The sequence below is a fragment of the Ramlibacter sp. bp-362 genome (assembly GCF_054956735.1).
Window position 1 is genome coordinate 23,952 of the sequence record NZ_JBUDXE010000019.1, and the last position, 12,497, is coordinate 36,448.

A 12,497-nucleotide genomic window follows, 5' to 3' on the forward strand; every position below is an offset into this window, starting at 1 on the left:
ATGCAGCTCAATCCCGCTGAAATTTCCGAACTGATCAAGAGCCGGATCGAAGGCCTGGCCGCCAGCGCCGACATCCGCAACCAGGGCACGGTGATCTCCGTGACCGACGGCATCGTCCGCGTGCACGGCCTGTCCGACGCGATGGCCGGCGAAATGCTGGAGTTCAAGCCCACGCCCGACGGCACCCCCACCTTCGGCCTGGCGCTGAACCTCGAGCGCGACTCGGTGGGCGCGGTGATCCTGGGCGAATACGAGCACATCTCGGAAGGCGACACCGTCCGCACGACGGGCCGCATCCTGGAAGTGCCGGTCGGCCCCGAGCTGATCGGCCGCGTCGTCAACGCCCTCGGCCAGCCGATCGACGGCAAGGGCCCGATCAACGCCAGGATGACGGACGTGATCGAGAAGGTCGCCCCCGGCGTGATCGCGCGCCAGTCGGTGGACCAGCCGGTGCAGACCGGCCTGAAGTCGATCGACTCCATGGTGCCGATCGGCCGCGGCCAGCGCGAGCTGATCATCGGCGACCGCCAGACCGGCAAGTCCACCGTCGCCGTCGACACGATCATCAACCAGCGCGGGCAGAACATGACCTGCGTGTACGTCGCGATCGGCCAGAAGGCGTCCACGATCAAGAACATCGTGCGCGCGCTGGAGCAGAACGGCGCGATGGAATACACCATCGTCGTCGCCGCGTCCGCCTCCGAGTCCGCCGCGATGCAGTACATCTCCGCCTACTCCGGCTGCACGATGGGCGAGTACTTCCGCGACCGCGGCCAGGACGCCCTGATCATCTATGACGACCTGTCCAAGCAGGCCGTCGCCTACCGCCAGGTCTCGCTGCTGCTGCGCCGCCCGCCGGGCCGCGAAGCCTTCCCCGGCGACGTGTTCTATCTCCACAGCCGCCTGCTGGAGCGCGCCGCGCGCGTGAACGCCGACTACGTGGAAGCGTTCACCAAGGGTGAAGTGAAGGGCAAGACCGGTTCGCTGACCGCCCTGCCGATCATCGAGACGCAGGCCGGCGACGTGTCCGCGTTCGTGCCGACCAACGTGATCTCGATCACCGACGGCCAGATCTTCCTGGAAACCAACCTGTTCAACGCCGGCATCCGCCCCGCCATCAACGCCGGTATCTCGGTGTCGCGCGTGGGTTCGGCGGCGCAGACCAAGCTGATCAAGTCGCTGTCCGGCGGCATCCGGACCGACCTCGCGCAGTACCGCGAACTCGCGGCCTTCGCGCAGTTCGCCTCCGACCTCGACGCCGCCACGCGCAAGCAGCTCGATCGCGGCCAGCGCGTGACGGAACTGCTCAAGCAGCCCCCGTACAGCCCGCTGCCCATCTCGCTGATGGCCGCCTCGCTGTTCGCGGTGAACAAGGGCTACCTGGACGACCTCGACGTCAAGCGCGTCCTGCCGTTCGAGTCGGGCCTGCACGCCTGGCTGAAGGACAAGCATGCCGCCCTGGTCAACAAGCTGGACACCCAGAAGGCCATGGACAAGGACGCGGAAGCGGAACTCACGAGCGCGATCGAAGCGTTCAAGAAGACCTTCGCCTGAGCCCGTTCGAGTAACTTTGCGGGACAGACCAGGAAGCGAAGCGACTGCTCTGTCCTCAACTGACTAAGGAAGGCAATGGCTGCAGGAAAAGAGATTCGCGGCAAGATCAAGTCGGTGGAGAACACCAAGAAGATCACCAAGGCCATGGAAATGGTGGCCGCGAGCAAGATGCGCAAGGCGCAGGACCGCATGCGTTCGGCCCGGCCCTACAGCGACAAGGTCCGCAACATCGCGTCCAACCTCGGCAAGGCCAACCCGGAGTACACGCACGCGTTCATGAAGGTGAACGACACCAAGGCCGCCGGCCTGATCGTCGTCTCCACCGACAAGGGCCTGTGCGGCGGCCTCAACACCAACGTGCTGCGCGCCGTCACGCAGAAGCTGCGCGAGCTGCAGTCCGAAGGCGTCAACGTGCAGACCGTGGCGATCGGCAACAAGGGCCTCGGCTTCCTGAACCGGATCGGCGCGCAGGTTGTGTCGCATGTCACCCAGCTGGGCGACACGCCGCACCTCGAGCGCCTGATCGGCCCGGTGAAGGTGCTGCTGGACCAGTACGCCGAAGGCAAGCTGAGCGCCGTGTACCTGTGCTACACGCGCTTCATCAACACCATGCGGCAGGAGCCGGTGGTGGAGCAGCTGCTGCCCCTGTCGGCCGCCAAGATGGAAGCCGACAGCAAGGCCTCGGGTTCGCACGAGCACGGCTGGGACTACATCTACGAGCCGGACGCGAAGACGGTGATCGACGACCTGCTGCTTCGCTACGTCGAGGCGCTGGTCTACCAGGCGGTGGCGGAGAACATGGCGTCGGAGCAGTCGGCGCGCATGGTGGCGATGAAGGCCGCCACGGACAACGCCGGCAACCTGATCAACGAACTCAAGCTGGTCTACAACAAGACGCGCCAGGCCGCGATCACGAAGGAACTTTCGGAGATCGTGTCCGGAGCGGCAGCGGTTTAAATATTCGGAGCATCGACAATGGCCCAGACCCAAGGAAAGATCGTTCAGTGCATCGGCGCCGTCGTGGACGTCGAGTTCGCCCGTGACGAGATGCCGCGCGTGTACGACGCGCTGAAGATGGAAGGCAGCGCCCTGACGCTGGAAGTGCAGCAGCAGCTGGGGGACGGCGTGGTGCGCTGCATCGCGCTGGGCTCCACCGACGGCCTGCGCCGCGGCCTGACGGTGTACAACACCGGCGCCGCGATCACCGTGCCGGTCGGCAAGGCGACCCTCGGCCGCATCATGGACGTGCTGGGCAACCCCATCGACGAGCGCGGCCCGATCGACCAGTCGCTGACGGCCTCGATCCACCGCAAGGCCCCCGCGTACGACGAACTGTCGCCCTCGCAGGAGCTGCTGGAAACGGGCATCAAGGTGATCGACCTGATCTGCCCCTTCGCCAAGGGCGGCAAGGTGGGCCTGTTCGGCGGCGCCGGCGTCGGCAAGACCGTCAACATGATGGAGCTGATCAACAACATCGCCAAGGCGCACTCGGGCCTGTCGGTGTTCGCCGGCGTGGGTGAGCGCACCCGCGAAGGCAACGACTTCTATCACGAGATGGCCGACTCCGGCGTGGTCAACCTGGAGAAGCTGGGCGACTCCAAGGTGTCCATGGTCTACGGCCAGATGAACGAGCCCCCGGGCAACCGCCTGCGCGTGGCGCTGACCGGCCTGACGATCGCCGAGTCCTTCCGCGACGAAGGCCGCGACGTGCTGTTCTTCGTGGACAACATCTACCGCTACACGCTGGCCGGCACGGAAGTGTCCGCCCTGCTGGGCCGGATGCCTTCCGCCGTGGGCTACCAGCCGACGCTGGCCGAGGAAATGGGCCGCCTGCAGGAGCGCATCACCTCCACCAAGGTGGGCTCGATCACCTCGATCCAGGCCGTGTACGTTCCCGCGGACGACCTGACCGACCCGTCGCCCGCCACGACCTTCGCCCACCTGGACGCCACCGTGGTGCTGTCGCGCGACATCGCCGCGCTGGGCATCTACCCCGCCGTGGACCCGCTGGATTCCACCAGCCGCCAGGTCGACCCGAACGTGGTCGGCGAGGACCACTACACGACGACCCGCTCGGTGCAGGCGACCCTGCAGCGCTACAAGGAACTGCGCGACATCATCGCCATCCTGGGCATGGACGAACTGTCGCCGGAAGACAAGCTGGCCGTGGCGCGCGCGCGCAAGATCCAGCGCTTCCTGTCGCAGCCCTTCCACGTGGCCGAGGTGTTCACGGGCACGCCGGGCAAGTACGTGCCCCTGGCCGAGACCATCCGCGGCTTCAAGATGATCGTGGCCGGCGAGTGCGACCACCTGCCCGAGCAGGCCTTCTACATGGTCGGCACGATCGACGAGGCCTTCGAGAAGGCCAAGAAGATCGCCGCGTAAGCGATGGCAGACGCTGTCCACACCATCCACGTCGACGTGGTGAGCGCCGAGGAGTCGATCTTCTCCGGCGAGGCGCGCTTCGTCGCGCTTCCCGGCGAGGCCGGCGAGCTCGGCATCTACCCGCGCCACACGCCGCTGATCACGCGCGTGAAGCCCGGCTCGGTGCGCATCGAGAAGGCCGACGGCGGCGAGGAATTCGTCTTCGTCGCCGGCGGCATCCTGGAAGTGCAGCCGAACCGCGTGACCGTGCTGTCCGACACCGCCATCCGCGGCAAGGACCTGGACGAAGAGAAGGCCAACGAAGCGAAGGCGGCCGCCGAAGAGGCGCTGAAGAACGCGAAGAGCGAGATCGACGTGGCCCGCGCCCAGTCGGAACTCGCCGTGATGGCGGCGCAGATCGCGGCGCTGCGGAAGTTTCGCGCACACAAGTAGCACTGAATAAGAACGGGCTAAAAACCAGCCCACTCGAGCCCCGTGCCGCAAGTCACGGGGCTTTTTTATTTGCAGTACAACCGGGCATGGCCGAAGCCGCTCCCACCCTCCACGTCGACGTCGTCAGCGCCCACGAATCCATCTATGCCGGCGAAGCCCGCTTCGTCGCGCTGCCCGGCGAGGCCGGCGAACTGGGGATCTACCCGCGCCACACGCCGCTGATCACGCGGGTGAGGCCCGGGTCCGTGCGGATCGTCAAGCCCGATGGCGGCGAGGAGTTCGTGTTCATCGCCGGCGGCATCCTGGAGGTGCAGCCGAGCCGGGTGACCGTGCTGTCGGACACCGCCATCCGCGGCCGCGACCTCGACGAGGAAAAGGCGAACGCGGCCCGCGCCGCCGCGGAGGAGGCCCTGCGCAACGCCAGCAGCGAAATCGACCTGGCCCGCGCGCAGTCGGAACTGGCGGTGGCCGTGGCCGAAATGGCGGCAGTGCGCCGCTATTTGCGCAAGAAGTAAGAAAACCCCCTAGCCCCGGGATCCGTTGCCTGCGGGTCACACCCGAGCACCAGCCCGGCCGCCCGGCGGTAAGCTTGCCGCCAAAGACGGCGGCAGCCGCGTCCGTTGCTGGAGACCCCATGCGCACCCTAGCCTGCACCCTGCTGCTCGCGGCAGCCCCCGCCCTCGCCTTCGCGCAGGACATCGTCGTCGGCCAGTCGGCCCCGCTCACCGGCGCCAATGCCGAGCTGGGCAACGACATCCGCAACGGCGCGCTCGCCTATTTCAAGAAAGTCAACGATGCCGGCGGCCTGCCCCAGGGGAAGCTCAAGCTCGTCACGCTCGACGACCAGAACCAGACCAAGCTGTCGGCCGAGAACGCGCAGAAGCTGGTGAACGAGGAGAAGGTCGTCGCGCTCTTCGGCTTCGCTTCTTCCACCCTCAGCATCCCGGCGATGCCGGCGGTGCTGGAGGGCAAGGTCCCGTTCATCGCGCCCTTCACCGGGGCCGACACGATCCGCAAGCAGAACGAATACGTCTACACGATCCGCGCCACCTACGCCGACGAGATCGAGAAGATCATCAACTTCTGGGGCAACCTCGGTTCGACCAAGGTCACCGTGCTGCACTACGACGACACGGTGGGCAAGCAGAACTTCGAAACGGTGGCGCGCGTGCTGCAGAAGTTCAACCGCACGCCCGTGTCGGTGGCCATCAAGCGCAACGCCGACGTCACCGACGCCAACTTCAAGGCCGTGGTCGACTCCGATCCCAACGTGCTCGTGATCACCACGCTGTACGCGCCGGCCGCGCAGATGATCAAGCGCCTGAAGGCCGCCAACCGCGCGACCATGGTGACGAGCCTGTCGTTCGCGGGCGCCAGCCAGCTGGCCAAGGCGCTCGGCCCGGCGGCCACGGGCGTCTCCGTGTCGATCACCGTGCCGACGCCGCGGGCGCAGAGCGTGCCGGTCGTGCGCGAATGCAACGAGGCCTGGACGGCCGCCGGCTTCAAGGAGCCCCTGTCCGTGACGGCGCTGGAGTCCTGCATCGCCGCCAAGGTGCTGGTGGAAGGCATGCGCCGCAGCGGCCGCGAAGTCACGCGCGCCTCGCTGCACCGCTCGCTGGCGGCGCTGGGCCGCTACGACGCCGGCGGCTACGTCGTCGACTTCAAGCCCAACTTCCACCACGGCGGCAGCTACGTGGGCATGGCCCTCCTGCGCCCGAACGGCGAAGTGCGCGACTAGACCATCCGCTCGATCCGCCGCTTCTTCCACACCAGCTTGTAATAGAGCGCCTGCAGCACCAGCATCGCCGCGAAGGTGATCGGGTATGCCAGCCACACGCCATCGAGCCCGCGCGCGCGGCTCAGCACCCAGGCCGAGGGCACCTCGATCGCCAGGATGCAGAAGATCGAGATCGCCGTGGGCACCAGCACCGCGCCGCTCGCGCGCATCACGCCGCTCAGCACCGAAGCGCAGCCGAAGACCAGGCTGCTCCACAGCATGATGTGCAGCAGGTGCTGCGCCACCTCGAGCACCGGCTCCTCGGTGATGAACATCGCCATCAGGTGACGGGAGAACAGGTAGCCGAGCAGCACCAGCGCGCCCGTGATCGCCAGGTTCATCTTCAGTCCCGTGCGCGTGATCGCGCGCAGGCGCTCGGGCTGGCCGCGGCCGATGGCCTGCGCGCCCAGGATGGAGGCGGTGATCGCGATCGACAGCGCCGGGAACTGCACGTAGTTCACCACCTGGTTGACGGCGCCGTAGGCGGCCGTCGCGTCCGAGCCGAATCCGTTGACGATGGACAGCAGCGCGATCTCCGCCACCGAGATCACGATCATCTGCACGCCGGTGGGCAGGCCGATGCGCACCACCAGCTTCAGCAGCCGCGGCTGGATGCGCAGCGCGTGCAGCAGCTCGCGGTCCGGCGCCAGCGGATGGTTCCTGCGCCGCATGTGCCAGAACAGGAAACCCAGCGCCGCGAGGAAGGCGCAGATCGACGCGACGGCGGCGCTCGTCACCCCCAGCTGCGGCAGCCCGCCCCAGCCGCGGATGAAGGCCGGCGTGAGCACGCAGGACACCGCGGTGGAAATGAGCAGCGCCCACAGCGGCGTTACCGTGTCGCCCACGCCGCGCATCAGCTGCGTGAGCAGGATGAACACCAGCAGCCCCGGCATCGCCAGCATCATGGTGCGCGCGTAGCCGAGCGCGATCGGCACGACGTCCGGCGGCGTGCCCAGCGCGTGCAGCAGCGCCTGCGTGAAGGCGCCGCCGAACAGCGCCACCACCGCGCCGATCGCGAGGCCGAGCGCCAGCGCCGTGCCGGCGATGGCCTTCACCTTGTGCGGTTCGCGCGCGCCCCAGGCCTGGCCGATCAGCACCGAGGCGCCGGCGCCGATGCCGATCACCAGCGAGATGAAGAAGAACAGGATGGGAAACAGGCCCGCGACCGCGGCCAGCGCCTGCGTGCCCAGCATCTGGCCGACGAACACGTTGTTCAGCGTGCCGGACAGCGACTGCAGCAGGTTGGCCAGGATCATCGGCCCGAGGAACACGAGGAAGCTGCGCCACAGGGGCGGCGGCGCGGCCGGCGTGGCGAGGGTGGTCGTGCCAGGGTTCTTCATGGCGCGCCTTCCTGGGCGAAGGCGCCCTTGGCCAGCCGCTGCGCGTGCTCCCGCACGTCCGGCGGCCAGCCGGCAAGCGTGGCGGCGAAGCGCGTCGCATCGCGGGCGAACAGCGCGCGCAGCGCCTCTTCGTAGCCGGGCAGGTCGCCGCCGATGGCGGTGAGGAAGCGATAGGCGCGCTCCTGCGCGCGCTTGGCATCGCCGGCGCCGCTGCGGCGCGCTTCTTCCACCAGCTTGCGCAGCGTCACCGAGGCACCGCCAGGCTGCGCCGCGAGCCACTCCCAGTGCCGGGGCAGCAGCGTCACTTCGCGCGCGACCACGCCCAGGTGCGGGCGGCCGCGCCCGCGGGCAGGCGCCGGGGCGGCGGCCGGGGCCGCGCGCTGCGCCGCTTCCTTGGGGCCGCCGCGGAGATCGAGTTCGACCTGCCGGCCTTCCTCGTCGAAGACCAGGAGCGGCGCGTCGCCAGGCTCGCCGAGGCGGGCGGCCGCGCGCGCGACTTCGGACAGGGAGCCTTCGGCGAGGCGGCGGGTGCCCAGGAAGGCGGCGTAGGAGGTGGAGGAGGCGCTGTGCATGCGCCAAATTCTACCCGGGCTTAAATGCAGAAAGTGAATTGAGCCCGGGTAAATTGTGAAGGACTGTTGCCTCAGCCCAGCACCGGCTCGTCCGGCAGCTCGTTGGCGTTGGCCGCGCCCGGCGCCGCCGGGAAGTGCCGCACCAGCAGGGCCGACACCGCGTCCACCGCCTGCTTCAGCCCCTCCTCGTAGCGGCCGGCGCGGAAGGCCTCGCCCATGCCCTGCACGATCTGCTGCCAGTGCTGCGCCGGCACATGGGCGCTCAGGCCCCGGTCGGCGACGACCTCGATCGCGTGTTCGGCCAGCAGAAGGTAGATCAGCACGCCGTTGTTCTGCTCGGTATCCCACACGCCCAGCTTGCCGAAGAGGGCCACGGCGCGCTCGCGCGGGGGCGCGTCGCGCCAGAGATAGCTGAGGGGCAGGCCCGCTTCGACGTAGATGCGGATCTCGCCCGTGTGGCGGCGCTCGCTGTCGGCGACGTAGGCGGCGAGTGTCTCCAGCAGCGCGGGCGGGATGGCGCGGCGCGTGTCCGACTCGTCGAGCCAGCGGTGGCGCAGGATGCGTTTCAGGCGCGCGATCATCACCAGTTCCCCGAGGCGCCGCCGCCACCGAAATCGCCGCCGCCGCCGGAGCCGAAGCCCCCGCCGCCGAACCCGCCCCCGCCGAAGCCGCCGCGATGGCCGCCGCCCCAGCCGCCGCCGGGGAAGATCACCGGCGCGCCCCAGCCGCGCCGGCGCATGCCGCCGCCGAAGGGCCCGCCGCCCGAGAGCAGCGACAGGAACAGGCCGAACACGCCGGCCAGCACGGCGACGACGATGCTGGAGGTGACCAGCATCGCGACCAGGCCCACGCCGCCGCCCGTGACGAGCGAGCCGAGCTTGCGTCCGAAGATGCCGCGCAGCACGCCGCCCGCGATGGGCACGGCGAAGAACAGGAAGATCGCGAGGTCGAACCAGTCGAAGCCCGCGTTGCCGCCGCCCGGGCGCTGCGCGGGGCGCTGCGGCGCCGGCAGCGGCTCGCCGCTGATGCGCGCGATCAGCTGGTCCACGCCCGCCTGCAGGCCGCCGGCGAAGTCACCCTGGCGGAAGCGCGGCGTGATCGCCTCGTCGATGATCTGCTTGGCCGCGAGGTCGGGCACCGCGCCTTCGAGCGTCTTCGCGACCTCGATGCGCACCTGGCGGTCCTCCTTGGCGACGATGATCAGGATGCCGTCGCCGACCTCCTTGCGCCCGATCTTCCAGGTGTTGCCGACGCGGTTGGCATAGCTCGCGATGTCCTCCGGCAGCGTCGTCGGCACGATCAGGATGACGATCTGCGTGCCCTTCGCCTGCTCGAAGGCGGCGAGCTTCTCCTCGAGCCCCTTGCGCTGGATCGCATCGAGCGTGCCGGTCTGGTCCATGACCCGCGCCGTGATCTCGGGCACGGGCAGCACGCCCTGGGCGGCCGCGCCGAAGGCCGCGCAGGCCGCCAGCAGGAACGCGAACAACCACCTCACGGCAAAGGCGTCAGCGCGACGCCGCGGGAGCCGCCGGCGCCGCCGGCTTGCTGAAGTCCACCGTCGGCGGGGCGGAGATCTGCGCCTCGTTCTGCACGGTGAAGTTCTGCTTGGGTTCGTAGTGGAAGATCATCGCCGTCAGGTTGCTCGGAAAGCTGCGGGCGAGCACGTTGTACTCCTGCACCGCCTGGATGTAGCGGTTGCGGGCCACCGTGATGCGGTTCTCGGTGCCCTCCAGCTGCACGCGCAGGTCGCGGAAGGACTGGTTGGCCTTCAGGTCGGGATAGCGTTCGCTCACCACCAGCAGCCGCGACAGCGCGCTGGAGAGTTCGCCCTGCGCCTGCTGGAAGCGCTGGAAGGCCTGCGGATCGTTCAGGGTCTCGGGCGTGACCTGCACCGAAGTCGCCTTGGCGCGCGCCTCGATCACCTTGGTGAGCGTGTCCTGTTCGAAGTTCGCCTCGCCCTTGACGGTGGCCACGAGGTTGGGCACCAGGTCGGCGCGGCGCTGGTACTGGTTCAGCACCTCGGCCCAGGCGGACTTGGTCTGTTCGTCCAGGCGCTGGAAATCGTTGTAGCCGCAACCGGTGAGCGTCGCGAGCAAAGCCAGGATCAGCAGCCACTTCTTCATGTCGGTTCCTTCCTCGGCAACGTGCAAAGGTAGCATAGATGGGATGGCGCAGGACCCGATTCAAGTGCTCCACGCCGCCGCCCGGCCGACGCCATCCGTGCGCAAGCCGCGCCTGCTCATCGCGGGGGCCACCGGCGTCCTCGGCAACGAAGTGTTGCGGCGGCTCGCGGGGTCCTCGGCCTTCGAGGACACGCAGGTGCTCGCCCGCGAGCCCATCACCGAAGGCGTGCGCGGAGTGCGCACGACGCTCGTGCCCTCCAGCGCGCCGGAGCAGTGGCCGCCCGCCGATGCCGACGTCGCCGTCGTCCTGTTCGACCCGCCCCGCATGTTCTACGAGCGCGAGCGCGCCCTGTGGACGCCGACGCCCGCGCAGCTGCCCGCTCTCGCGCGCTGGCTGCGCGAAGGCGGCGTGCAGACGCTCGCGATCGTGCTGCCGCACGCGGCGGGGCGGCTGCCCGAGGCGCTCAAGCGCGGGCTCGCCAGCCTCGACGAGCAGGCGATCGCCAGCCTCGGCTTCGAGCGCCTGCTGCTGCTTCGCTCGGCACAGAAGCCGCAAGCCCGTCGCCACGCGAGCGCGGGCGGCCGGCTCGCGGGCTGGATGCTGTCGGTCTTCAAGTACATGGTGCCTTCGAGCGAGCAGCCGGTGCGCGCGGCCAAGGTGGCGCAGCTGCTCGCGGCCGCCCTGCGCCTCGCGCCGCCCGGGATCCACGTGGCCGCGCCGGAGCTGGTGTGGCAAGCGGCGCAACAGGACGCCTGGACGGTCGCGCGGCGCTGGCTGCGCTGAGCGAGGCGGGGCACAATCGGTGCACAGCCGTCCGTATGCGCAAGTCCAAGCTCCAGGCCGCCCATCTCGAGGGCGATGCCGACGACATCGAAGCCGCCTTCTACGATGCCCTCCAGCGCGGGGACATCGACAAGCTCATGGCGTGCTGGGCCGACGAGGACGACATCTTCTGCATCCATCCCGGCGGCCCGCGCGTCGTCGGCGCCACCGCGATCCGCGCCACCTTCGAGGCCATGTTCGCCGAAGGCGGCTCGGTGCGCGCCTGGCCCGAGCGGGTGCGCAAGACGGTGGCGGTGGGCAGCAGCGTGCACAACGTGCTCGAACGCGTGGAGGTGCTCGCGCCCGGCGGGCCGGCCAACGCCTGGGTGATCGCGACCAACGTCTACCACCGCACGGCGCAGGGCTGGCGGCTCGTCGCGCACCACGCGAGCCCGGGCACCACCAGCGAAATCCAGGAAGTCTCGGATGCCCCTGCGGTCCTTCACTAGCGATTTCATGCAGGCCTACCGGGCGCCGTGGTGGCTGCCCGGGGGCAACCTGCAGACCATCTGGCCGGCGCTGGTCGCGCGCCGCACGCGCGGGCCCGTGCCCGCCTACCGGCGCGAACGCTGGACGACGCCCGACGGCGACTTCGTGGACCTCGACTTCCTGGACAACGACGTCTCGCCGCGCCGGCCGCTGATCGTGCTGTTCCACGGGCTGGAGGGCTCCTCGCGCAGCCACTACTCCGAGGCCTTCGCCGACGTCGCCTGGCGCGGCAAGCTCACCTACGTGGTGCCGCACTTCCGCGGCTGCAGCGGCGAGATGAACCTGGCGCCGCGCGCCTACCACTCCGGCGACCACCAGGAGATCGACTTCATCCTGCGGCGCCTGCGCGAGCGGCACCTGGGGCCCATGGTGGCCGTGGGCGTCTCGCTGGGCGGCAACGCGCTGCTGCGCTGGGCCGCGGAGAACGGCGAGGCCGCGGGCAGCGTCGCGCAGGCGGTGGCGGCGGTGTGCTCGCCGCTGGACCTGGCGGCCGGCGGCCACGCCATCGGGCGCGGCTTCAACCGCGTGGTGTACACGACGATGTTCCTGCGCACCATGAAGCCCAAGGCGCTGTCGAAGTGGGCGCAGCACCCGGGGCTGTTCGACCGCGAGGCGCTGCTGCGGGCACGCGACCTCTACGAGTTCGACAACATCTTCACCGCGCCGGTGCACGGCTTCACCAGCACCGACGACTACTGGGCGCGCGCGTCGGCCAAGCCGCACCTGCGCCGCATCCGCATCCCGGCGCTGGCGCTCAATTCGCGCAACGATCCCTTCATCCCCACGGCCAGCCTGCCGCGGCGCGAGGAGGTGAGCGACTGGGTGACGCTGTGGCAGCCGGAGCACGGCGGCCACGTGGGCTTCCCCGCGGGCAGCTTCCCGGGGCACGTGATGGCGATGCCGGAGGCGGTGAGCGCCTGGCTGCTGCAGGCCGCGGGGATCACGCCGCAGGTGCCGAAGGCGTGGCCGGACCATCCGATGACGGTGCCGGCGGCGTTGTAG

At 69.4% G+C, this 12,497-nt stretch carries 14 protein-coding genes; 9 read left to right on the forward strand and 5 right to left on the reverse strand.

What is annotated here, in order from left to right; genetic code table 11:
• The 6 genes from atpA to ACY0MJ_RS19995 all read left to right on the forward strand — a co-directional run bounded on the left by atpA (position 1) and on the right by ACY0MJ_RS19995 (position 6,109).
• On the forward strand, positions 1–1,554 hold the full coding sequence (atpA, locus tag ACY0MJ_RS19970; protein ID WP_462640297.1) for a F0F1 ATP synthase subunit alpha: 1,554 nt from the start codon (positions 1–3) through the stop codon (positions 1,552–1,554).
• A 75-nt stretch (positions 1,555–1,629) separates the two neighbouring features.
• Positions 1,630–2,511 carry a F0F1 ATP synthase subunit gamma gene (atpG, locus tag ACY0MJ_RS19975; RefSeq protein WP_462640298.1) on the forward strand — a complete coding sequence of 294 codons (882 nt, stop codon included), beginning with the start codon at positions 1,630–1,632 and terminating at the stop codon, positions 2,509–2,511.
• Positions 2,512–2,529: 18 nt separating this feature from the next.
• A complete protein-coding gene (gene atpD, locus ACY0MJ_RS19980; protein ID WP_462640299.1) occupies positions 2,530–3,939 on the forward strand; it encodes a F0F1 ATP synthase subunit beta in 1,410 nt (469 codons plus the stop codon).
• A gap of 3 nt (positions 3,940–3,942) precedes the next feature.
• Positions 3,943–4,371 carry a F0F1 ATP synthase subunit epsilon gene (locus ACY0MJ_RS19985; protein ID WP_462640300.1) on the forward strand — a complete coding sequence of 143 codons (429 nt, stop codon included), beginning with the start codon at positions 3,943–3,945 and terminating at the stop codon, positions 4,369–4,371.
• Positions 4,372–4,457: 86 nt separating this feature from the next.
• Positions 4,458–4,886, forward strand: a complete 429-nt coding sequence (locus tag ACY0MJ_RS19990) for a F0F1 ATP synthase subunit epsilon (RefSeq protein WP_462640301.1) — start codon at positions 4,458–4,460, stop codon at positions 4,884–4,886.
• Between the two features lie 119 nt (positions 4,887–5,005).
• Positions 5,006–6,109 carry an ABC transporter substrate-binding protein gene (locus tag ACY0MJ_RS19995; protein ID WP_462640302.1) on the forward strand — a complete coding sequence of 368 codons (1,104 nt, stop codon included), beginning with the start codon at positions 5,006–5,008 and terminating at the stop codon, positions 6,107–6,109.
• Here ACY0MJ_RS19995 and ACY0MJ_RS20000 read toward each other — a convergent pair.
• The 5 genes from ACY0MJ_RS20000 to ACY0MJ_RS20020 all read right to left on the reverse strand — a co-directional run bounded on the left by ACY0MJ_RS20000 (position 6,106) and on the right by ACY0MJ_RS20020 (position 10,183).
• Positions 6,106–7,488, reverse strand: a complete 1,383-nt coding sequence (locus ACY0MJ_RS20000; protein WP_462640303.1) for an MATE family efflux transporter — start codon at positions 7,486–7,488, stop codon at positions 6,106–6,108. The genes ACY0MJ_RS19995 and ACY0MJ_RS20000 overlap by 4 nt on opposite strands.
• On the reverse strand, positions 7,485–8,060 hold the full coding sequence (locus ACY0MJ_RS20005) for a DUF2239 family protein (RefSeq protein WP_462640304.1): 576 nt from the start codon (positions 8,058–8,060) through the stop codon (positions 7,485–7,487). The genes ACY0MJ_RS20000 and ACY0MJ_RS20005 overlap by 4 nt, the downstream gene beginning before the upstream one ends.
• A 71-nt stretch (positions 8,061–8,131) precedes the next feature.
• On the reverse strand, positions 8,132–8,641 hold the full coding sequence (locus ACY0MJ_RS20010; RefSeq protein ID WP_462640305.1) for a TPM domain-containing protein: 510 nt from the start codon (positions 8,639–8,641) through the stop codon (positions 8,132–8,134).
• Positions 8,641–9,555 (reverse strand): TPM domain-containing protein, encoded by a 915-nt coding sequence (locus tag ACY0MJ_RS20015; protein WP_462640306.1) that lies wholly within the window; start codon positions 9,553–9,555, stop codon positions 8,641–8,643. Before ACY0MJ_RS20015 ends, ACY0MJ_RS20010 begins: the two co-directional genes overlap by 1 nt.
• 10 nt (positions 9,556–9,565) lie before the next feature.
• Complete coding sequence (locus ACY0MJ_RS20020; RefSeq protein WP_462640307.1) at positions 9,566–10,183, reverse strand: LemA family protein; 618 nt, start codon at positions 10,181–10,183, stop codon at positions 9,566–9,568.
• 43 nt (positions 10,184–10,226) lie between these two features.
• Between ACY0MJ_RS20020 and ACY0MJ_RS20025 the strand changes: the two genes are divergently transcribed.
• Genes ACY0MJ_RS20025 through ACY0MJ_RS20035 form a run of 3 tightly spaced genes read left to right on the forward strand, consistent with a single transcriptional unit; the run spans position 10,227 to position 12,497 of the window.
• Positions 10,227–10,967: a hypothetical protein gene (locus ACY0MJ_RS20025; RefSeq protein WP_462640308.1), complete on the forward strand. Its 741-nt coding sequence runs from the start codon at positions 10,227–10,229 to the stop codon at positions 10,965–10,967.
• Positions 10,968–11,002: 35 nt separating this feature from the next.
• Positions 11,003–11,455, forward strand: a complete 453-nt coding sequence (locus ACY0MJ_RS20030) for a YybH family protein (RefSeq protein WP_462640309.1) — start codon at positions 11,003–11,005, stop codon at positions 11,453–11,455.
• Positions 11,433–12,497: a YheT family hydrolase gene (locus ACY0MJ_RS20035; RefSeq protein WP_462640310.1), complete on the forward strand. Its 1,065-nt coding sequence runs from the start codon at positions 11,433–11,435 to the stop codon at positions 12,495–12,497. The genes ACY0MJ_RS20030 and ACY0MJ_RS20035 overlap by 23 nt, the downstream gene beginning before the upstream one ends.